This is a genomic window from Mucilaginibacter gotjawali, assembly GCF_002355435.1.
In the GTDB taxonomy this organism is placed as follows: Bacteria; Bacteroidota; Bacteroidia; order Sphingobacteriales; family Sphingobacteriaceae; genus Mucilaginibacter; species Mucilaginibacter gotjawali.
Window position 1 is genome coordinate 2,343,561 of record NZ_AP017313.1, and the last position, 21,575, is coordinate 2,365,135.

Consider the following 21,575-nt stretch of genomic DNA (forward strand, 5'->3'; position numbering starts at 1 on the left):
ACATAAACTAAACAACTATGGCAACTTACAATGGTATTTTTATGCGTTCTTCACTGAACCAGCTAAACACAATTCCGCGGCCGGGGGCGCAGAGCAATTCGCCCGACATTATTCCCTACGGGATTTTTAATCCGGATGACCCGCAAAAATATTTCAAGGATACCTATGAGCAGGATGTAGGTAAGTTGCTGGAAGCCAATAAAACCAACTACATTTATTTACGTGGTAAAAACTATGCGGCACAGGATATTGACGATAGCGGCGATAACCGCCCGCGGCTTTACTGGACAAAGGCTTCCCTGCTTTCGTACCCTAATAAATGGAATGAACTAACCCAAACAGGTTCAAGGCAGCCTGTTTCATTAAAAGTGCCGGCAAACGGCGGTATAGGAGTGATCAGCGAACCGCTGATCTGGGTTCCTGACAATATCGACAACGATCATTACTGTATGATTGCCAGCGTACCATCCCCGGGTTATGATAATTCAATACCTAATACCTTGCAGATAAGTGATTTAGCTGGTTGGGTTGCAAAAAGCGGCGGCGTAGCATGGCGGAATGTAACTGTTATCAATTCAAAAACACTTACGTTAACCGGCGAAAAACTATTTTATCAGCAGGGCACAGAAGCGGGTACAATGGAGTTTACCATTAAATGCGTGAATGTACCAATTGATACTGTGGTGTCTTTTTCGGCGGGTAAGGCGGGGCCGGTTCCCCAATTCAGCTTAAGGAAACAAAAGTTTCCACTTATCCCAGTTTTAATACGGGGATAGAATGCCAGGTGCCCGCAAATTACGAAAGTGATATTTATTTTAACCTGGTGGCCCCCTCCGGGGTAACCTCCCTGCCCGACGCCAAAGTAACCATCCAGGCTACCTATACGGTTAGTGGTGAAAGTGAATTGTATGCGTATGGAATGACACGGCAGGAGCTTGGTATGCCAAGCCCGGATGAAGCCTACGCAATGATTTGGCGGCAGCTGCTGGCTGCGGGTAAAAACAGGCTTGAGCCGCATCACGAACAATACCTGGAGCAGCTTACGGATTTATTTAAACCCGGCAATAAGATGCAGGCTGCTGACAGGAAAATTGTGGTAGGACAGAATAATTATGATTGGAAAACGATCTGACTAATAAAAACCAAAGAAAATGAAACCATACGATAAAATATTAATCCGTACATCCCTTGATGAGGGCGGAGAAGTACCGCGGACGGGCGATCTTTCCGATTCGCCTGATGTTATTCCCTATGGCACCACCAAAGTTGAGGATCCGGTAAGTTTCTTTCTGGACAACTACGATGATAACGTGAACGCCGATTTGAAGGCAACAGAGGTAAATTATATTTATATCCGCGGCAAGGACCTGGTTAGGGGGGTTCAAAAAGGTGATATGTATGTTTATTACGCGCTGGATGCGGAACTGGATATGCCGGCATCCTGGGCTAATAACAAGCTGAAAACAAGTTCGGGTAAAAATTTTGTCTCAGTTTTGGGGCAAAATAAGGATGATATATTGGTTGGCGCCGAGCCATTTGTATGGACAGTGCCCAACCCGCCGACAGGCGTTACTTACAGCCTGATAGGGATTGTTGTGCCTGCCGGAACAGTGCCTGATTTTAGCGGCGTTACTGACTTTGAAGCTTTTGTTGCCGATAACGTAAATGTTGGGTGGACAAAAGTGACCATTAAAACACCGCCACCGCCGCCAATACCAAAATTACGCTGGCAAACTACCTTTAACTATAAACAGGGTGATGTGGCAAGAACCATGACTTTTGACATCGGATGGAATGGTATACCCATAGGAACTTACGTGAGTTTTAAAGCCGAAAAAGAGGAAGGCCCGGTACCCCCGATATTTTTGGATAAAACTAAGGTTGTTGAAACAAAGGCTCACTTCAGTATTGATTCTGATGTGCCTGCCGGGTATGAAAGCAATATCACTTTTTACTTTTATTGTGATAATGCGCCGGCAGCCGGTAGTACGGTCACTTTAAAGGCCTATTATCTTACCGGGGAGTCTCCGCAGAAACCTGTTACGGTTGCATCGGTTACTACAGCAAATTAATTTTTTTTGCAGGCGGCAGATAAATCTGCTGCCTGCATTTTCAATATTTTCAAATCTCGATTTTACAAAATATGAATCAGCTAAAAATTACACATAGTCAAAGTCACTCATTAGCGGGAACAGATACCAGAATTGAACATGCTATGCCCTATGAGCAGGGCTCTACGGGAGGGCTTGTACAGTTTTCACTTATTTGCCATGAAATTCCTCTTGGAACGACAGTAGGCTTTAGCAGCGACAAGCCGGGCCCCCATCCTCCTATTAATTTACTGCCCACCATTGTGAGTATCTACCCGTCATTTATTACCGGCATGGTTTCGGACGTGCCTGCAGATTATAGCGCAACAATAACATTTTATGCAATTTTTAACCAGCCCCCTCCGGTGGGGGCCTCAATTCAATTGCAGGCAGCATTTGTGGTCCAAAACTAAAATCTATTTTTTTAAAAATCACCCATGAACGAGGATAAACCCAAACTTGATTACACGATAACCCCCACAAGTATATATTATACCAGGGATTCAAAAAATCCATCAGTAGCGCTTCTTACTATTGGGGTGAGCAACAATACTGAAGGGGACATTGATATAAATGGTTTCCAATTGCTTTTGCCGGTTTCTTCTGATGTCAAAAACCCCGATGCGGTTACGGCTGATCCAGCATCGATTATACCGGTATCATTGCAACCAGCCCAATGGGATTTTGTAACGGTGGATGACGGTTTGTTTACCGCTAAACCGGTGCCGCCGGTTACCGGTATTAAAGCAGGGAAAAGCATAACCTTTCAGCTTAAAAATATCATCGTAAATCAAGCGGCTGGTACCGTAGTGATTCCGATTGCCGAAGATGATGGTGGGGGAGAATATCCTTCAATCAACAAACAAATTATTAAAATAAAAAGCGACCTGGATATCGTAACCTTCACGGCTGTTCCAACAGATATTTCGTCTGGCGACCCCAGTCAATTGTCATGGTCGACTATCGGCGCCGCAAAAGTAACCTTAGCACCGGGAGATTTTCCCGACATAAAAGTAAATGATTCGGTGATCGTTCACCCTGACTTAACTACAACTTTTACGCTAACAGCTTTAGGCGAAGGTCCGAATGTATCAAAACAGGTCACCGTGCAGATTCCGCCACCTAAAATTGTAAGCTTTATTGCCGACCCTTTGAATGTGAATGCGGGCGATTTGGTTACCTTAAGCTGGGAGGTGCAATATGCAAGTGATGTGTCCATCATTCCCGGGGACTTTCAAAACCTTCCCCTCAAGGGCTCAAGGCAGGTTCCGGTAACGGCCGACACTACTTTTATATTATATGCAACCAACCAGGGCCATCAATCAACCAATGCTGCGCAGGCGGTAAAAATAAACTCAGTACGCATAAAATCATTTAATGCCAACCCCGGCTATGGCGTGCAGGTTGGCGATGCAGTTGAGCTTCGCTGGGAAATAGAATCTGCCACCAGCGCGTACATACAACCCGGCAGTATAAATATACCCAAAGATAATTTAAAAAGCGGTTCCTGGTGGGTAACGCCTACGGCTGCAACATCATATTCGCTTTTCGCCCAAAATAGCTCCAACCTGGAGGTAAGTGTGGTCAACGTGCTGCCAATGCCGCTGGGGTGGTATCAATTTTCATCTTCGGCGCCCTTTAATTCACCTACAATCGGTGTGTTAAATTTTAAGATCAGGATGTGGCTTTTTACACAGTCGGGCCGTACCTATAATTCGTGGGATGGCCAAAGCTGGACACCCTCAGCCGCCCTTGCACCATGGCAGGACCGAAAAGGTTGCGCAGTATGCGTGTTTAATGACAAAATGTGGCTGATGGGTGGCGAGAAGCAGTCGAGTTGTTTAAATGACGTATGGAGCAGTGCAGATGGAATAACCTGGATACCGGAATCGAATGCGGCACACTGGCCGGCGCGAAAAGATTTTGGCTGTTATACAATGCCGGGTACCGGCAAAATGTATATTGTTGGCGGGGCAGATAATGGCGGAAATTTTTTTAACGATTTGTGGAGTACTGCCGATGGAACAAACTGGACACTTGAGTCAAACAACGCTTTTTCAACAGGGAGAAGCGGTATGGCTATTGCAGCGCCCGGCCCTACAGCTTTTGCTGTTGGCGGAACCACTTCAAATGGTAATGTAAACGAGACCTATAGCTCTTCTGACGGAAAAACCTGGAATAAAATGGGAACGCCTGCCTGGGCGGCGCGGACCGACGCAAAAGCAAGTATCAATATATCAGGGCTCTATTTTGGCTACGGGACAAATAATAACGCGAGTTTTTATGATCTTTTTACTTTGAATGGAACCGGATGCTATCTTAATCCCTTAAGCCAGCCCGCAAGCAATGTTTCGCCATTTTTACTTGACTACCAGGAAGCCCTTTGGCTTGTCGGCGGTTCGCAGGGCAGCGCCCTCAATCAAAATATATGGTCATATAATCCTCCTGTCACATTAGATACCCCAACACAAAAAAGAATTGTTGATGATTTTGATTCGGGTAATGAACCAGCGCGGCTTCAGTTTGCTATCGTATGCAAAAATATTCCGCTGAACAGCAAAGTTGGTTTTTATGCTGACAAGCCCGGTACCAATCCATTGATTTGCGCGGTAGATATAACCGTGAGTAACCAGGGTAACTTTATGGTCGGGCTTCAAAGTGATGTTCCGGCGAATTTCCGATGCAATATAACCGGGTATGCCAATACCCCTCCCAATGTGGTTTTCCCGGATAACGCGTCAATTTCTATCGTAGTTTTTTATCCAATGGGCGGTGAGCTGATGAATAAATAATCAAAAAAAATTAAATAAAATTAAATAAAAATAGCCATGGTACTAACTTATGATCATTACGCATCTTACCTGATAGATTGGTGCAATGAAAGAGGCCCCACATTTAAATATTATTTTCCGCTAAAAGGCGGATGGGAGTTGTGGGTTCAGGCAGATTTTGCGGCCTATGTTTTAGCCAAAGACAGTACTTATGATATTTTAAGGGAGGTGCAGATCTATAAAGACGTGTATCAAAGGGTTGATATGCTCTTTAATGAAAATGCACCGCTTGTTACTGATAAAATTGCCATTGAAATTAAATGCCAAACATTTTTAAGCCAGAATGATTTTATAGCAGGGGTAGGGGCTGATATTGCAAAGCTTGCACAACCTAAATTAAAAGTTCAGTTTCAAACCTGCCAAACAGGAGTATTGGGGATTTATTTTACACAGCAGGCGCACGACTGGCTGGTGACTAATAATTTTACTATTATTTATAACTATGGCGAAGTTGGCTGCGCCATTAGAAAACTTTACCCGTAAAAAGTAATACTTAAATCAACCTAACCAGTTCGCCGGATTTTCCTGCCGGTATCTCCAATACTTTCCGAAAAGGGAAACGGAACGTTTGCTGCCCGATTTTCTTTACTCGTCATCAAATGAAAAATAAATGGTAAAGGTATCGCGTACCCGATAAACCGTTTACCGGGTAATAATTTCAAATCGAAAAATCGATTCCTAAAATTTTATAATACCTTTAAAAGCCGGCAACGCAAACGATGTTGCCGGCAAAAAAAGTAGTGCACCTATTTTTGCGCGCAGTTATATCATATTAAATGTGAGATAATTAAGGCGCTGTGCGGGTATTCATAAATTAATGCAGATGAAAATTAAACTGTTGTCCTTCGTTTTTCTTTTAGCCGGATTTGCTGCCTATTCACAACAAGTACCTTATACCAATTGCCCTAATTGCTGGCTTCCGGATTCATTGGGGAATCACCGGGTTGTGCTTGAATTTAATGGAACAGGTAAAATTGCGAAAGCGGTAATTAATTGGAGGCGGCGGGATAACGATCCGCAAAATAAACGCATCATTGTTGAAGATGGCGCCACACACCAAAAAGTGGTTAATACAAAAACCGGCACGTTAAACCGGGAGTACGGCGAAATTTATTTTGAGCCTGTTTCGGGGAAAGGCGTATATTACGTGTACTATCTGCCCTATAAAAATGAAGGGCGTTCCAATTATCCAAAAGGCGTTTATTTGAAGCCTGAAAATATTGCTTCAGCCGATTGGTTAAAAAGGGTGCTTGATGCAGGCAATGAGCTGCCATCCGCTACGGTAAGGGAATTTCAATCCATAGATGCATTTAATAGTTTTTACCCGATGGAGGTTATCGCCACCAAAGATGAAACCAACCGCCTGGTTAAAACGCACAAAGCTGATAAATTCCTTGTTTTTCCTGAAGACAGGTTGAATTCGATCAGGATGGAAAACGATTTGCCTGAACGGTGGATAGACCGCGGGCCGCAGGATAATTTTACGGGAGAGGTAGCAAAAGGAGAGAATTTTGCATTTCAGTTGGGTATTTATGCGCTGCAAAACCTTGACGATGTTAAAATTAAATTCAGCGATCTGAAGTCGGCAGCCGGGCAGGTTATTAAAGCTCAAAATCTTTTTTGTATGAATACCAACGGAGTGGCTTATGATGCAAACCTCCTCACAAAAACAGTAAATGTAGCGGCCGGTAAAATACAAGCGATGTGGTGCGGTATTGATGTGCCTAAAAATGCTGTCGCTGCGACCTATACCGGCAAGGCCATCTTAACCCCTAAAGATGGGCCGGCTAAAGAGATCAGGTTATCTATCACTGTAAATAATATCGCATTGGCTGACGGCGGCGTAAATGAACCCTGGAAAATGACCCGCTTGAAGTGGCTCAACTCCACCATGGCGCAGCAAAATACCGTCATAGCGCCCTACACGCCGCTTGTGGTTAGCGACCATAGCATCAGTTTGCTGGGAAGAAAAGTGGAGCTCAATAATGATGGTTTCCCCAAACAAATACAAACGTTTTTTACGCCGGAGATGACGGGCTATTCAAAGCTGCCCAATGATCTGTTAACAGAGGCCATTCATTTCCATTTTACCAAAATGGCGGACGGTAAAAATATGACTCTAAAAAACCAGGGCATAAAATTTACCAGAACCGAACCGGGTACTGTACAATGGAAAGCCAGCAGCGGCAATGATACCCTGCAAATGGAAGTATCCGCATCAATGGAATTTGACGGCTTTATAGCCTATACGGTAAAAGTAAAAGCCCTGCAGGATGTTGATTTAAAGGATATTACCATGCACATCCCTTTTACAAAGGACGTTGCTAAATATATGATGGGTTTGGGCCAGAAAGGCGGCTATCGCCCTGAAAATTTTGACTGGAAATGGGATGTTGCCCATAAAAACCAGGATGGCGCCTGGATAGGCAATGTAAATGCCGGCCTTCAATATTCGCTTCGCGATGAAAAATATGTTCGCCCCTTAAATACAAACTTTTACCTGCAGAAACCTTTGCTGCTGCCATCCTCATGGGGCAATGATAACAAGGGCGGCATTAAAGTTTCCGGCGCAGGAAAGGCTGTTTTAGCCGACAATTACAGCGGCGAAAGAAAATTGATCAAGGGCGAAGAATTATATTATAATTTCAATTTACTCATCACACCCTTCCACCCGGTCAATACCGATTTTCAGTGGGCCACGCGGTTTTATCACGCCTATAAACCTATCGATACCATTAAAGAAATAGGCGCATCTGTAATTAATATCCACCATGCCACGGCGATAAACCCCTATATTAATTACCCGTTTATCGCATGGAAAAAGATGAAAGCCTATGATGATTCTGCGCATGCGGAAGGCTTAAAGGTGAAAATTTACAATACCATCCGCGAGCTCTCCAACCACGCCTATGAAACCTTCGCGCTGCGAAGCCTGGGCCACGAAATTTATTCGCCCGGTAAAGGGGGCGGCTTTAGCTGGCTGCAGGAACACCTGGGTGATGATTATATTGCGGCATGGTTTGTCCCTGAGATCAAAGATGCCGCGATCATCAACAGCGGGATGAACCGCTGGCATAATTATTACGTTGAAGGCATGAACTGGCTAACCCAAAATGTGGGGATAGATGGAATCTACCTGGACGATGTCGCTTTTGACAGGGTTACCATGAAACGCATCAAACGGGTACTTACCGCTGATGGGCATCCCGGGATCATCGACCTGCATTCAGCCAACCAGTACAATAAAAACGATGGGTTTAATAACAGCGCCAATTTGTATATGGAGCATTTTCCATATTTGAACCGCTTATGGTTTGGCGAATATTTTGATTACGAAAAAAACTCCCCTGATTTTTTCCTTACCGAGGTGAGCGGCATTCCTTTTGGCCTGATGGGCGAGATGCTGCAGGGCGGGGGCAACCCATGGCGGGGTATGGTGTATGGTATGACCAACCGCATCCCATGGAGCGATAATGCTGACCCCCGGCCGATATGGAAAGTTTGGGACGATTTCGGGATGAAGGGCAGCCAGATGATCGGCTACTGGGTAGATGCTAACCCTGTAAAGAGTGACAATGATAAGGTGTTGGCCACTGTTTACAAAAAACAGGGCAGGGCCCTGGTATCCATAGCCAGCTGGGCAGAAAGTGATACAGATATTGTATTAAATATCGACTGGGAAAAATTAGGCATTAACCCGTCCGAAGCGACAATCACCGCACCCGAAATCAAAAACTTTCAGCCCGGAAAAACGTTCGGGCTGAACGAAAAAATTCATGTTGAAAAGGGCAGGGGATGGTTGTTGATCATCAAATAGGATCTTCCGCCACAAAAAATGGTCGTTATATCAGGAAAATCAGGCCAAACAGTATGAGTAAGATAGCGATGATAAAAAAGACTACCGATACTCCGTAAAATGTGGTCCACCTCAGCCAGTTTACAAATTGCTTTCCCATTTGCACAACGGGGTCGTCCGTCTCACTTATCACCAGGTAACTGTTTTTTAAGTTCGTCTCGGTATTGATCCTTTTGTCTTCCGCATACCGGAAGCGCCCGGGATCAAGGTGTGCTTGGCAATATGGGCATGTTTCATCAATTTTGCCAGTCCATTTGCTCCACTTTCCGCAAACAGGACATTTTATTTCGCTAACCTGACTCATATCTATTTTTATTTAAAATTATCAAAGTCGTAAAGGATGTAAAAGCGCTAAGCGTATATTAAAATTAAATAAAAATAATGGAGAATACAAAGGCCCGTATGCAGTAATTTTTTTGACCGGCGTGGAAAATTTCGACACCTATTTGCCTGGCCCAATTTTAAATCTGTTGTGCCTGATGTAATTTGCCCGCCACGGCTGTCGCGCAATTTTCCGGCCAACAGCTGTATCACTATACCAGCCATGTAATGCCCACCCCAATTAATTGGCCACTGCAGATCAATTTAAAATGGCCATTTTGCGCATACAGGCCTTACCGGGGCCTTTATATTTATAGCTAAAAGTTAGCATCAGAACCTGCAAAACACTGTAGGTTTAATTATGTCCATATTATACCAGCAAAGCTATTTGGCTGATTACCATCTTTGTTAAAAGAAAATATTAAAACTTATTTTTATGCAACGCAGAAAATTTTTAACTACAGCCACAGTTGCAGGTATTTTAGCAACATCGGCAAAAAGTCTCTTTGGTTATACGGCAGCTAAAGTGGGTTTTGTGTTGAAAAAAGGTAAAAACCGTTTTAATGAACATACCATGCTCATTGGCAATAGCCCTGTTGATATTAAAGTTTCCGGCAAAGATACCGGCGGGGCTTTAACCATCAGCGAATATACCGGATTTGCAAAAGGCGGCCCGCCGCTGCACATACATCCTTTACAGGACGAGGTATTCTACATTCTCGAAGGTGAACATCTTTTTCAGTTAGGCGACCGGCAATTTCATTTAAAACAAGGAGATACCGTCTTTATACCGCGCAATACGCCTCATGCCCCTGCCCAGTTGAGCGAAAAAGGCAAATATTTATTTTTTTCACACCCTCCGGAAAAATGGAGGATTTTTTCCGAGCTTTAAGTGCTTTAAAAAAAGATGCTACTTCGGCAGATGCCGTTAAAATATTTGAAGACCACGATATGAAAATTGTGGGTCCGCCATTATCTGTAAAATAAAACGTTCCCCAATGCCCGTTTACGATTACCGACTTCCCAGCCCCGTTTTGGGTGAATATGTCAGGATCTACCAGATCGTTGGCTGCTGTTTTCCTGCCAGTATGACTGATCTGCCGGTAAAGGCCTACTGGCCGCGGGCCGAGAATTGTCTGTCGTTTACACCGCGGGATCCTGAAAAGGTGGAGTATGGTTTTAATGGCAACCTGATTGAAACGCCAAGATCAAGAATTAACAGCCAACATATAATTGCAACAAACCGGCATGTTGGCCGTGATTTTTTCATATTCCAGGTAGTATTCCAGCCCGGGGCTTTGTTCAGGCTCACAGGCATCCCTTCGCATGAACTGACTAATACATTAATAGATGCAGAAGCTGTTTTTTCTTCGGAGATCGGCATTGTGAATGAACAACTGGCCAACACTGCTCATTATGAGCAAATGATCGGGATTGTGGAGCGCTTTTTAAATTACCTGGTTGCACGTTCAAAAAAGCGGGCCCTTCCGATTGATAAGGTAAGCCGTTATTTGTTAAAAAATCCAAATACCGCCTCATTGGATTGGCTCGCTGACCAGGCTTGCCTGAGCCAAAGGCAATTTTACAGGCAGTTTTTAGAAAGGGAAGGTATCAGTCCGAAATTATACGGACGTATAGCAAGGTTTGAAAACGCCATGAAGATTAAAAATGCCCACCCGGAAAGGGACTGGTTTAGCATTGCCATTGAGTTGGGTTATTATGACTACCAGCATTTGGCAAAAGATTTTAAGGAATTTACATGTTTGAACCCCACCGCGTTTGAAACGGCAACAGCCAAAGGGCCGGAAAGAACTTTTGGCATCAGGGAAACCTGATAATGGCGCCATGACAATTTAATCCCGGATATGATGGTTAATGCTCCTCGTTTTATGGCTTCGGTGTTATTTATGTTCCCCTGGTCTTCAGTCCTTTAAGCCATCTCCGGCGCTATCCGGGGCGATTCAAAAAATGCCATAGATATAAAATCCGCACCGGCTTCCGCTTCTTTGATCGGACTAATTATAAATCTTGTTGTTAAAAGGGTTTGAAATATTTTAACCCCGCATCTGTTATCCATTGCATACTATTACAGATTGTTTAGTTTTTAAAAATGAATGCAATATATTGCTACGGCGGTAGCTGTCGCTATTTTTTACTACAACAGTAGCTGAACTTTTTATATGTTTAAACACTATTTATAGTATACTTGAAGCTGCGCTTGCTGATGAAATAGATTTTAACTATATTGAGGCTTCAACCAGGCAAGGATGTTTAAATTAATAAGGAATAACGATTATGGAATATACGCGACTTTCCAAACCGCATAGTGAAAGGAAATGGAAAGTTTGGGGCCCCTACCTTTCTGAACGCCAGTGGGGAACCGTTAGGGAAGATTACAGCCCTTCAGGAAATACATGGAGCTATATCAACCACGACCTTGCCCGAAGTTACGCTTACCGATGGGGCGAGGACGGCATTGCCGGTTTTTGTGACATTGAACAGGTATTGTGCCTGGCGCCGGTATTCTGGAATGGTAAGGATACTATTTTAAAAGAAAGGCTTTTCGGCTTAACCAACCAGGAAGGCAATCATGGCGAAGATGTAAAAGAACTCTATTTTCACCTTGATTCTTCACCAACGCATGCTTATTGTAAATTTCTATACAAATATCCGCACGCAGCGTTCCCCTATATGGAGTTGCTGCAAAAAAACCAAACGGACCGTTTAAGCCCTGAATTTGAGCTGCTGGATACTGACGTTTTTAACGATAGCCGCTATTTTGACTGCTTTGTGGAGTATGCAAAAGCAGGGCCAAGGGACATTTTGATGAAAATTACGGTCCACAACCGCGGACCCGAAGCGGCAAGTATTCATGTACTGCCGCACTTATGGTTCCGTAATTTCTGGCGGCATAACCCCCGCTATACCAGTCCTGAAATTACGTCGCTATCAGGCCATTGTTTGCAGACCGATTCAAGCCGGAATGGAACTTATTATTTTTACCATGAAGATGGGGAACAACTTTTTTGTGAAAATGAAACCAATAGCGAACGCATTTTTCATAAACCGAATGTAACGCCTTTTGTGAAAGACGGCATTAATAACTACGTAGTTGACCGGCAAAAAACCATCAACCCGGCAAAAAAAGGCACAAAAGCTGCAGTATGGTTAAAGGGAGAAGTAGCGCCGGGAGCATCCAAAATATTTAAGGTAAGGCTTTGTGCTGAGGAGATGGAAGACCCATGGGCGGATTTTGACGGCGTTTTTCAAGCTCGCCTCGCCGAAACGGATAGTTACTACAAAAAGCTTACCCCCGCTACTTTGTCGAAAAAGCAAAAAGGCTTGTTGCGGAGTACACTGAGCGGATTATTATGGGGCAAGCAGTTTTATTACTTCGACGTTTACAAATGGCTTTTTGGCGAACCGCATGAAAAGCAATTACCACGCAACTTTCAGCGGAATTATGACTGGCAGCACTTAACCTGCCGCAATATCATCTCCATGCCTGATAAGTGGGAATATCCATGGTTTGCCGCCTGGGACCTGGCTTTCCATGCCGCCACCTTCGTGCACATCGACCCGGAATTTGCCAAGCAGCAATTGCTGGTAATTCTGCGTGAATATTATATGCATCCCAACGGGCAGATCCCGGCGTATGAATGGAATTTCAGCGATGTAAACCCTCCCGTGCATGCCTGGAGCGTTTGGTATGTATATGAAGCTGATAAAAAGAAAACGGGTGTGTCCGACTGGGACTTCCTGGAAAGGTCCTTTCAAAAACTGCTGATGAACTTTACCTGGTGGGTAAACCAAAAAGACGCCAATGGTACCGATATTTTTGAAGGCGGTTTCCTGGGGCTGGATAATATTGGCGTATTCGACCGAAATTATATGCCCCCGGGCATTAAAAAGCTGCAGCAGGCCGATGCTACCAGCTGGATGGCCATGTATGCCATCAATATGCTGCGCATTTCGCTGGAGCTGGCGCAGCACAACCTGGCCTATGAAGAATCGGCCGCCAAATTTTTCCGCCACTTTTTAAATATAGGCTGGGCCATGCACCATGTCGGCAAAAGAGAAATGTCTTTATGGGACGAAGAAGATGCCTTTTATTACGATGCCATCCAATTTGAAGATGGCGCCAGCGAGCGATTGAAAGTTCGTTCTCTGGTCGGCATTATCCCATTGCTGGCGGTTGAAATTATGAATGTCGATCTGTTTAAAAAGCTGAACGAGTTTAACGCCAGGCTGGGCAGCATCAGGAGTACCAGGCCCGATTTAACCAAAGTAATATCAGACATTGAAAAGAAAAACAAAGACGGCAACTACCTCTTCGCCATTATGGTGGGCGACCGGCTGGAGCATTTGCTGAAAAGGCTTTTGGACGAAGATGAATTTTTATCAGATTATGGCATCCGTTCCTTATCCAAATGTTACCACGACAAGCCCTTCGTTTTCGGTTATAAAGGAAGCGAATACAGCATCCAGTATGAGCCAGGTGAAAGCTCAAGCTCCATGTTTGGCGGTAATTCCAACTGGCGCGGGCCCATATGGCTGCCCATTAATTATTTGATCATCAATTCGCTGCGGAAATATTACGAATATTATGGGGATAGCTATACCTATGAATTCCCGGTTCGGTCGGGTAATAAATTAACGTTGAAACAAATAGCCAATGAACTGACCAAGAGGTTACTAACTATTTTTGAGAAAAATGAGGAGGGGGCCTACCAATACCACTCCGCCACGCAGGAACAATGGACAGACGAACATTTTAAAGAACATCATTTATTTTATGAATTCTTTAATGGCGATACCGGCCAGGGCCTGGGCGCCTCGCACCAAACCGGCTGGACAGCCTTGATCGCAAATTTGTTGCTGGAAATGGATGAGGGGTAGGGGGATGAAAGTAAATTGATATGAAAGTAAAAAAATGCCTGGCCGGGTTGGTTTTCCTGTTAATCATCGCAAATGCTGCTTTGGCACAGGTACATCAAATTAAAACATATACTAATCCCCTTTTGCCGGCTGGAGCCGATCCCTGGGTGATCTATAAAGATGGCTGCTACTATTACACCAATAGTACAGGCAGGAATTTAACGATCTGGAAAACCCGCAATATGGCCGACCTTGACAAGGCTAAGGCAACAGTGGTATGGGTGCCGCCAGCCGGTACCGCATATTCAAATGAGCTATGGGCGCCGGAATTACATTATTTGCAGGGTAAATGGTATATGTATTTTGCTGCCGACGATGGCGACAATAACCACCACCGGATTTATGTGATTGAAAATACGGCCCCGGACCCAACAACGGGCCACTGGGTTTTTAAAGGCCAGGTTACGGACGACACCAATAAATGGGCCATAGATGTATCGGTATTTGAAAACAAAGGCCGGCTTTATATGATCTGGTCGGGCTGGGAGAGTGACCAAAATGGTGAACAGGACATCTATATTGCCGCGCTTAAAGATCCATATACGGTTGGGAGCAAACGCGTGCGGATTTCGAGGCCCGAATTTGACTGGGAACAACACGGCGACCTGGGCAAAGCCTCCAATCCGCCGCATGTAAACGTAAACGAAGGCCCCGAAATACTTCAGCATGGCGACAAATTGTTCCTGGTATATTCGGCCAGCGGTTGCTGGACGGACTATTATTCACTGGGAATGCTCACCGCAACGGTAGATGCCAACCTGCTTGACCCAAACTCATGGCGAAAATTTGCCAGGCCGGTTTTTATGCAAAGCGAAGCCAATGGCGTGTACGCTCCCGGGCATAATTCATTCTTTAAATCGCCCGATGGGAAGCAGGATTGGATCCTTTACCATGCCAACCCCAAACCGGGCTGCGGCTGCGATGGCCAGCGCTCGCCGCGCATGCAGCAATTTACCTGGCGCCGCGACGGTACGCCTGATTTTGGTATTCCCCTGAAAACCGGGATTGCGGCACCGGCGCCGGTTGAGGCCAGGTAAAATTTTAACTACAGTACCCGCACGCCGGAATTTTGGGGTATGTTAGGCAGCAGTAAGTAACTTTAATTAAGTTTACTGCAAATAAAATTAGTAATATTATAGTTTTAAACATGATGCCATGAGAAAAGGCGAGCCTGCAAAATCAGATTTGGAAAAACTGCGTAAGGGCATAGAAAAGAGCAAAGATAAAGAGAATCAAGAACTAACCTTGCCCGAATTAGCGCATGAACTGACAGTTTACGAGGTTGAACTCAAAATGCAAAACATTTCATTGTTTGATACGCTTGAGAAACTGACGGCCGCTCATAACGAGTATGAAGAATTGTTTGAACTATCGCCGGTGGGGTATTTTATACTGGATAAAAACGGTATTATACAAAAGGTAAACGAACGTGGCAGCGAGCAGCTGGGCTTAGACAGGCTGCAGTTGGTAAAACGCCATTTTTCAATATTTTTAAACAGCGAGTTTGATCAGGATAATTTTTACCGTCACATGAACCTGGTAATGGAAGACGGCCGCCCTGGCCGCCTGGTATGTGATATAAAGAAATTCGGGGGTGGCTTTTTCACTGCAGTAATAAAAACTAAAATAACCAGGGATGAGCATTTGAAATTCAAAAATCTGCTTTTAATGGTGAGCGACACTCCATAAACTTTCCAAAAAAGGATAGCAGGTATTCGCCCGGAAACCTGAAAGAGTGCTGTGTACGGAATAGTCTTTTTTTGATCCCGAATTTTAATAATTCTGATTAAATGGTGTTTAAAAATATATGGTTTGGTTTTTTCAGTACACTGGTTTTGTTAAACATTGTATTTATTTGTTTTTAATGACAACTGTCATTTTTTTAAACTTTGTTTATATTTATTTTAGGTATACTTCATCTTAAATTGAATTGAACAGAAAAAGTATCATATCAGAACAATCAATACGCGGACTCGAGCGAATTGAGAACGTGCATTCGATGATATTATATTTTGATAGAGATTTGATTTGCCGTTTTGCAAACAACGCCTGTGAAGATTGGTTTAAAACCAAACCAATTGACATCATCGATAAAAGAAATCTTGCCGACCTTTTTGGAATAGATTACCTGATAAAAACCCGGGCCTTTAATAAAGAAATACTGGAAGGCAGGGAGCAGGTTTTTAAAATTGACATTCAAACCCGTTTACGGGAGGTAAGGAGTGCTATTGTAACCTATTCCCCGGATAATGCAAGCGGGGAAATAGAAGGATTTTATGCCCATATAGTTGATGTATCCTCGTTAAACAATCAGTCGTTCGTTATTGATTTAAACGGGGTTGAAATCAGCAGGCAATATTTAGATGGCAGATATAAACAGCTGGGTGAAGTAGTGGCATTTTTGAAGGGAAACCTAACCACTGAATTTCCGGGCATACCCGAACTTGCAAAAAAAATATTAATATCCGAATCGAAGCTTAAACGTGATTTTAAAGCAAACTACGGAACAACCATATTTGACTATTACCGGCACCTACAAATGGAACTTGCCGAAAAATATATTAATGAAAAAAAGGCCAGCAAGAAACAAATGGCGATTTTGCTCAATTTTAGTAATCCATCCAATTTCTCTGTTTGTTTCCGAAAATATCTAAACGAAAAAAATAGCCTGACAAGAAATGCTGCTTCTGAAAAAGCAAACAACAAAAGTTATCGCATTTTTGTGGCTCAATTGCCGGTAGCCGCAGCGATGTTTGATAATGAATTAATGTTTATGGTTGCATCTGAAAAATGGTTGGATGATAACCAATTACAACCCACTGAAATAAAAGACAAAAGCTTATTCGAGATTTTTCCGTCTATCAGTACAAAATACAAAAAAAAGCTCTGGCAATGCCTGGACGATATTTCAAACCACAACACCCCGGTTTATTTAATGATTGAACAGGATCCGTTAAAGCAGGTACGATGGAATGTGAGTACATGGATCAATGAAAACAGCGGGATTGGCGGCCTGATTATTTGTTCCTGAAATTTAAGCAATGAACATTGCGGCTGAAAGAATTAAAATGGCATTTGACTTCGCGGAAGCTCAACCGTAAAAGTTGTCCCTTCATTTTGCCGGCTGGTAAAATTAATTGTTCCGTTTAACAACTCCACATATCGTTTAACGACAGTAAGCCCCAGGCCGGTCCCCTCCATATTACCTGTATTATGCGCACGGAAGAACCGGGAGAAAACATTTTGCTGTTCGGCCTCCGGGATACCTATTCCATGATCTTTAACTATTAAAAGTATGTTATGATCACTTATATTGGTGAATAGATTGATCTCCTTTTCTTCCCCCGAATATTTGCAGGCATTTGAAAGCAGGTTAATCAATATATGCTGTATTATATTCCGGTCTTCGTTTACTTCGTTGTCCCCGGCATGATGATAATGAATTACCTGGCCTTTTTTCCTGATGGCATGTACCTCCTCTATCAGGTCATTACAAAATTCGGTAAGGTCGAAAATACTTCTTTGGATTTCCACTTTGCCGCTTTCCAGTTTTTCAATAGAGAGAAATTCATCAAGGATAGATACCAATGTTCTGATCGATGATTTTATCCTGGTTAAATGCCTTTTTGTTTTATCTGCCTCTCCATTTTGCAAATATTGCTCAATAAGTGAAGTGCTTGATAATACAGCAGACAATGGTGTACGAAATTCGTGGGAAGCCATACTTATAAAACGCGACTTCATGGCATTCAGTTCCTCCGATTTGATGAGTTGCATCTCCACCAGGTGTTCATGTTCCTTTATTCCCGATATGTCGGTCACTATTGAAAGTAAATGTTTGAATTCGAGTTTTTCCCCCTTTATCACCTTTGACTTTACGAAGGCAGAAAAAACGGAACCATCCTTTTTCTTTATTTCACATTCCAATCGTTGCAACGTTCCTTCTTCAATGGCGAGGTTTTTGTGCCGGTAAAAATTATCCTGGTCAATTTCAGTATAAAGAAATGAAGAAAAGGGCTTTCCGAGCAAACCGGCTTTTTCAAGCCCTAACTGAACGGTGCCCCTTTCATTTACTTTTTCTATAATGCCATTTTTGTCTAAAATAAAATAACCAACCGGTGATAGTTCAAATAATTCGGAATATTCTAAAAGGGCTGCATTTAGTTTTTCCTGCGTTTCAAGCAGCTCCATGTTTTGCATCCGGAGTTCGATCTCATGCACATTAAGTTCATGCTCAATTTCGCCCGCAGCTGTTTTTGCCGGGCTTTGCCTTAATTTTTCTTCCGCTTTTTTTCGCAGCTCCGAAAAATCATGTTTGTTTGACCGGGAATTACTCATCGCCTGATCTCCTGTTAAAAAAATTACTAAAGTTGATTTTTATTTTTCAAAGGCCGGGGCGTTAACGTTTCCTGCCAAACGCCCGCAACGTAAGGCGGTTTCCCGGTTTCCGCCGCGGCATACCTTATAAAATTAATAAACTGTTTGTATTTTCCATCGGCACATTTCCACCGGAACGTTTGGTCGTCATTGCCTTTTTTTGAAATATTGGCGTAGGCGTCAAGTGTTTTCTTTTTATCATCCGGGTGTAACCGGTTGATCCAGAATGAGGGGTTCCCGGTGAATTGTTCCGGCAAAAAGCCGGTGACTTTTTCGCAGCTTTTACCGACAAAACTAAATCCGAGGTCAGGTTCTGTTGTACAGGTATAAGGTACAGCAGGCAAGTTTTCCATCACCAGGTTAAGGTGTTCGTTGCTTTTTGCCAGATTTTGTTCAACCGTTTTTTGAGTGGTGATATCAACCAGCGTAATCAATACGCCTTCAATAATATTTTCCGCTGTCCGGTAGGGGATAATCCGCATGTAATACCAGGCGCCGTCAGTAGCGCTTACTTCCAGGGCTTTTGCCTCCAGTGTTTTGAGTGCATGGGTAACATCGTCCGCAAGGGTTTTGTAGTGCAGGTTAATGGATAATTGCGTAAGCGGCCTGTCAATATCCGATGGGATCAGGTTAAATATCTTTGTGGCGGCCGGCGTAAATCTTTTTACTTTTAACGTTCTGTCAAGGTATACGGTTGCCACTTCTATGCTCCGGAGCAGGTTGTTCAAATCATTATTGGCTTGCGAGAGCTGATCGATTTTGCCGGTGAGCTCCGTATTAACCGTAATTAATTCTTCATTTAACGACTGCAGTTCTTCTCTTGACGTTTCCAGTTCTTCGTTGGTGCTCTGCAGTTCTTCATTGGCGCTCTGCAAGTCCTCATTGGAAGTTTCCAAATCATTGATGGCTGTCTGCAAATCCCCGCGTGTTATTTTCAGTTCATTTTCAAGATCACTGTTCCTGTGCTTTCTGCTTCCGGAATTACCTGTGCTTTGTTTACTTTTTGTTTTTTTTGCGGCTGCGGGTTCAAAAATAATCATCAAGGTGCCTGAGTCATATTCCTTGGTAAGCAGGGGTTTAACATTTAGATTAACAGCCTGAATTCCGTTGCTCCCCATTACCTCAACGCTATTTTTTTTAACGGACGCTTTGGTAGTGCGTGCTTTTTTATCGCTTTTTCCAAAACGGTCCTCAATCCTTTTTTTGCCATTTCAAGGATGTTCCAATTGGCTACACCATCAGGCGGCGCCAGGTATATGCCCGTATTGCCCGAAAAATAAAGGGCATCGTTATTCATGTCAATAATGACCGAAGGAGGCTGTGACGGTTCAGCTAACAGCTTTTCGGCAATATCGGACACGCGCGTTATTTTAGAAACTACGGATGACATATCCTGCTTTTTTACATCTAATTTTCGTTCAACAAAAGGCAAATCAAATATTGGGTATGGTTTACGGGAATTTATATTCTTCTTTTTGAATATTTTGTGTTTGGCATCAATAGGGGTAAACAAATCGCCATGCTCGCCAATGCTTTCAGAAGTTCCTAGCAGCAACAGCCCGTCGGTGTTTAAGCTGTAATGAAATACCGGGATCACTTTTTTTTGCAAGTCGCCTTTAATGTATATCAAAAGGTTGCGGCAGCTGATCAGGTCCATTTTTGAAAATGGGGGGTCTTTTATTAAATTATGATGGGCAAACACCACCATTTCGCGTATTTCTTTCTTAGGCTGGTACCCGTTTTCTTTTTTTACAAAATATTGTGCCAAACGTTCGGGCGAAACATCTGCCAGTGCGCTTTCATTATAAATGCCGTTCCTCGCAAATTCAATCGCTTCATCATCAATGTCCGAAGCAAATATGGTTACCTTTAAATATTGCCTGTTTTTTTCAAGCGCCTCTTTAAGTATTATGGCTAATGAATAAGCTTCTTCGCCGGTTGAACAGCCACATATCCATGCCCTTAGTTCTTGCCTGTCGCGGCATTTCTCCAGCAAATGCGGAACAGCCTTTTTTTCAAAACTATTAAAAACCTCTTTGTCCCTGAAAAACGAGGTAACACCGATCAAAAAGTCCTTATATAGTTTGGTTATTTCATTGGGATGGTCCTGCAGAAACTTCGTATAATCCTCCACGGCGTTGAATCCGTTAAGCGCAATTCGTTTGCTTATTCTGCGGGCAATGGTATTTGTTTTATAATTGGTAAAGTCATACCCTGTTTGTGTGCGGATAGCCTGAAAGATTCCCTTTAAGTCGTTTTCAACCAAATCCGGCGGGCCGGATACTATCCTGCCATCGTTGTTCTGCTTTTTATTGATATAGTCAAGTAGTTTTTCGGGTATTTTTCCGGGGGGCATAATATAATCAGCCACCCTGGCGGTAATAGCGCTGCGTGGCATGCCGTCAAACAGGGCGGTTTCAGGATCCTGCACAATAGCCAGGCCGCCCGCCGCCTTTATTTCTTTTAACCCCAATGTGCCTTCCGTGCCGGTACCCGAGAGGATAATGCCAATGGCATTTTCTTTCAGATCTTCGGCTAATGACCGAAAAAACGAATCGATCGGTCTGCGTTTGATCCGTTCGTCCGGCATCGCTGCCAGGAATAGCCGTTGTTCCGAAATGGCTAATTCCCTGTCAGGCGGAATGACATAAACACAGTCCGGCTTTACGGTGGTACCATTGATGATCTCTTTAACCATCATTTTTGTATGAGGGGAAATCAGATCGGTCAGCATGCTCCTATGGGTAGGATCAAGATGCTGAACGATAACGAAGGCCATCCCGCTGTCAGGCGGCATATGGTCAAAAAGTATCTTTAGAGCTTCCAGGCCCCCGGCAGAGGCGCCGATACCCACAACAAAAGCAGCAGACTGTTGATGAGGAGAAGTATCGGCCGGTTGTGATGCCGCCATTTTTTTTGATTCGGTATGATTTGTTGCTTTCTTCACAACCCGGATGTTTAAACGAAGGTAAACAATAACCTATTAACAGCGCCGGGGTAATGCAATTTTTTTCAATAGCAGCTTCATTGACCATCGGCTTTCAGCAATATTACTTTTATACAAAAAAAGTTGGGGTGGTAGTAGCGCCGGTGGAGGTCAGGTACCCAGGGAACTAAAAAGCCCTGGCATTGAGGTTTTATATTTTAAATGGAATAAACAAT

The 21,575-nt window shown here is 43.5% G+C and carries 17 protein-coding genes; 13 read left to right on the forward strand and 4 right to left on the reverse strand.

What is annotated here, in order from left to right; all coding sequences use genetic code 11:
* The first annotated feature begins 17 nt into the window (after window positions 1-17).
* The 7 genes from MgSA37_RS10650 (at window position 18) to MgSA37_RS10680 (ending at window position 8,738) form a co-directional block, all read left to right on the forward strand.
* Window positions 18-776 (forward strand): hypothetical protein, encoded by a 759-nt coding sequence (locus tag MgSA37_RS10650; RefSeq protein WP_096351813.1) that lies wholly within the window; start codon window positions 18-20, stop codon window positions 774-776.
* An 8-nt stretch (window positions 777-784) separates the two neighbouring features.
* A complete protein-coding gene (locus tag MgSA37_RS10655; RefSeq protein ID WP_096351814.1) occupies window positions 785-1,132 on the forward strand; it encodes a hypothetical protein in 348 nt (115 codons plus the stop codon).
* Window positions 1,133-1,151: 19 nt separating this feature from the next.
* Entirely contained in the window at window positions 1,152-2,072 is a 921-nt protein-coding gene (locus tag MgSA37_RS10660; protein ID WP_096351816.1) for a hypothetical protein, read from the forward strand.
* Window positions 2,073-2,143: 71 nt separating this feature from the next.
* The gene (locus tag MgSA37_RS10665) at window positions 2,144-2,503 is read left to right on the forward strand and encodes a hypothetical protein (protein ID WP_157750527.1); all 360 of its coding nucleotides are present in this window, start codon (window positions 2,144-2,146) and stop codon (window positions 2,501-2,503) included.
* A gap of 24 nt (window positions 2,504-2,527) precedes the next feature.
* Window positions 2,528-4,882 carry a Kelch repeat-containing protein gene (locus MgSA37_RS10670; RefSeq protein WP_096351819.1) on the forward strand — a complete coding sequence of 785 codons (2,355 nt, stop codon included), beginning with the start codon at window positions 2,528-2,530 and terminating at the stop codon, window positions 4,880-4,882.
* A gap of 36 nt (window positions 4,883-4,918) precedes the next feature.
* A complete protein-coding gene (locus MgSA37_RS10675) occupies window positions 4,919-5,404 on the forward strand; it encodes a hypothetical protein (protein WP_096351820.1) in 486 nt (161 codons plus the stop codon).
* A gap of 340 nt (window positions 5,405-5,744) precedes the next feature.
* Window positions 5,745-8,738 (forward strand): glycoside hydrolase domain-containing protein, encoded by a 2,994-nt coding sequence (locus MgSA37_RS10680; protein WP_096357403.1) that lies wholly within the window; start codon window positions 5,745-5,747, stop codon window positions 8,736-8,738.
* Between the two features lie 25 nt (window positions 8,739-8,763).
* On the opposite strand, the gene MgSA37_RS10685 is transcribed toward MgSA37_RS10680, so the two are convergent.
* Window positions 8,764-9,081 carry a hypothetical protein gene (locus MgSA37_RS10685; protein ID WP_096351822.1) on the reverse strand — a complete coding sequence of 106 codons (318 nt, stop codon included), beginning with the start codon at window positions 9,079-9,081 and terminating at the stop codon, window positions 8,764-8,766.
* Between the two features lie 453 nt (window positions 9,082-9,534).
* Here MgSA37_RS10685 and MgSA37_RS10690 point away from each other — a divergent pair, with 453 nt between their 5' ends.
* The 6 genes from MgSA37_RS10690 to MgSA37_RS10715 all read left to right on the forward strand — a co-directional run bounded on the left by MgSA37_RS10690 (window position 9,535) and on the right by MgSA37_RS10715 (window position 17,067).
* The gene (locus tag MgSA37_RS10690) at window positions 9,535-9,990 is read left to right on the forward strand and encodes a cupin domain-containing protein (RefSeq protein WP_096351823.1); all 456 of its coding nucleotides are present in this window, start codon (window positions 9,535-9,537) and stop codon (window positions 9,988-9,990) included.
* Window positions 9,991-10,096: 106 nt separating this feature from the next.
* Window positions 10,097-10,933, forward strand: a complete 837-nt coding sequence (locus tag MgSA37_RS10695; protein ID WP_096351825.1) for a helix-turn-helix domain-containing protein — start codon at window positions 10,097-10,099, stop codon at window positions 10,931-10,933.
* A gap of 460 nt (window positions 10,934-11,393) precedes the next feature.
* Entirely contained in the window at window positions 11,394-13,997 is a 2,604-nt protein-coding gene (locus MgSA37_RS10700) for an MGH1-like glycoside hydrolase domain-containing protein (protein WP_096351826.1), read from the forward strand.
* 20 nt (window positions 13,998-14,017) lie between these two features.
* On the forward strand, window positions 14,018-15,073 hold the full coding sequence (locus MgSA37_RS10705) for a glycoside hydrolase family 43 protein (protein WP_096351828.1): 1,056 nt from the start codon (window positions 14,018-14,020) through the stop codon (window positions 15,071-15,073).
* Between the two features lie 118 nt (window positions 15,074-15,191).
* Complete coding sequence (locus tag MgSA37_RS10710; protein WP_096351829.1) at window positions 15,192-15,725, forward strand: PAS domain-containing protein; 534 nt, start codon at window positions 15,192-15,194, stop codon at window positions 15,723-15,725.
* A 301-nt stretch (window positions 15,726-16,026) separates the two neighbouring features.
* Window positions 16,027-17,067: an AraC family transcriptional regulator gene (locus tag MgSA37_RS10715; protein ID WP_262497478.1), complete on the forward strand. Its 1,041-nt coding sequence runs from the start codon at window positions 16,027-16,029 to the stop codon at window positions 17,065-17,067.
* Window positions 17,068-17,099: 32 nt separating this feature from the next.
* Here MgSA37_RS10715 and MgSA37_RS10720 read toward each other — a convergent pair whose 3' ends face one another.
* From MgSA37_RS10720 to MgSA37_RS10730, 3 genes are read right to left on the reverse strand one after another with little or no spacing between them, the layout of a single operon-like run.
* Window positions 17,100-18,374 carry a PAS domain-containing sensor histidine kinase gene (locus MgSA37_RS10720; RefSeq protein WP_096351833.1) on the reverse strand — a complete coding sequence of 425 codons (1,275 nt, stop codon included), beginning with the start codon at window positions 18,372-18,374 and terminating at the stop codon, window positions 17,100-17,102.
* 26 nt (window positions 18,375-18,400) lie between these two features.
* Window positions 18,401-19,531 carry a PAS domain-containing protein gene (locus tag MgSA37_RS10725; RefSeq protein ID WP_096351834.1) on the reverse strand — a complete coding sequence of 377 codons (1,131 nt, stop codon included), beginning with the start codon at window positions 19,529-19,531 and terminating at the stop codon, window positions 18,401-18,403.
* The gene (locus MgSA37_RS10730) at window positions 19,531-21,360 is read right to left on the reverse strand and encodes a chemotaxis protein CheB (RefSeq protein WP_096351836.1); all 1,830 of its coding nucleotides are present in this window, start codon (window positions 21,358-21,360) and stop codon (window positions 19,531-19,533) included. The genes MgSA37_RS10725 and MgSA37_RS10730 overlap by 1 nt, the downstream gene beginning before the upstream one ends.
* Between the last annotated feature and the right edge of the window lie 215 nt (window positions 21,361-21,575).

Bases quoted from the DNA above. Each gene is read 5' to 3' on its own strand.
- MgSA37_RS10690 (WP_096351823.1), top strand. From the start codon at position 9,535: ATGCAACGCAGAAAATTTTTAACTACAGCCACAGTTGCAGGTATTTTA.
- MgSA37_RS10725 (WP_096351834.1), bottom strand. From the start codon at position 19,531: ATGGGGAGCAACGGAATTCAGGCTGTTAATCTAAATGTTAAACCCCTG.
- MgSA37_RS10720 (WP_096351833.1), bottom strand. From the start codon at position 18,374: ATGAGTAATTCCCGGTCAAACAAACATGATTTTTCGGAGCTGCGAAAA.
- MgSA37_RS10710 (WP_096351829.1), top strand. From the start codon at position 15,192: ATGAGAAAAGGCGAGCCTGCAAAATCAGATTTGGAAAAACTGCGTAAG.
- MgSA37_RS10675 (WP_096351820.1), top strand. From the start codon at position 4,919: ATGGTACTAACTTATGATCATTACGCATCTTACCTGATAGATTGGTGC.
- MgSA37_RS10660 (WP_096351816.1), top strand. From the start codon at position 1,152: ATGAAACCATACGATAAAATATTAATCCGTACATCCCTTGATGAGGGC.
- MgSA37_RS10680 (WP_096357403.1), top strand. From the start codon at position 5,745: ATGAAAATTAAACTGTTGTCCTTCGTTTTTCTTTTAGCCGGATTTGCT.
- MgSA37_RS10700 (WP_096351826.1), top strand. From the start codon at position 11,394: ATGGAATATACGCGACTTTCCAAACCGCATAGTGAAAGGAAATGGAAA.
- MgSA37_RS10695 (WP_096351825.1), top strand. From the start codon at position 10,097: ATGCCCGTTTACGATTACCGACTTCCCAGCCCCGTTTTGGGTGAATAT.
- MgSA37_RS10685 (WP_096351822.1), bottom strand. From the start codon at position 9,081: ATGAGTCAGGTTAGCGAAATAAAATGTCCTGTTTGCGGAAAGTGGAGC.
- MgSA37_RS10670 (WP_096351819.1), top strand. From the start codon at position 2,528: ATGAACGAGGATAAACCCAAACTTGATTACACGATAACCCCCACAAGT.
- MgSA37_RS10665 (WP_157750527.1), top strand. From the start codon at position 2,144: ATGAATCAGCTAAAAATTACACATAGTCAAAGTCACTCATTAGCGGGA.
- MgSA37_RS10650 (WP_096351813.1), top strand. From the start codon at position 18: ATGGCAACTTACAATGGTATTTTTATGCGTTCTTCACTGAACCAGCTA.
- MgSA37_RS10705 (WP_096351828.1), top strand. From the start codon at position 14,018: ATGAAAGTAAAAAAATGCCTGGCCGGGTTGGTTTTCCTGTTAATCATC.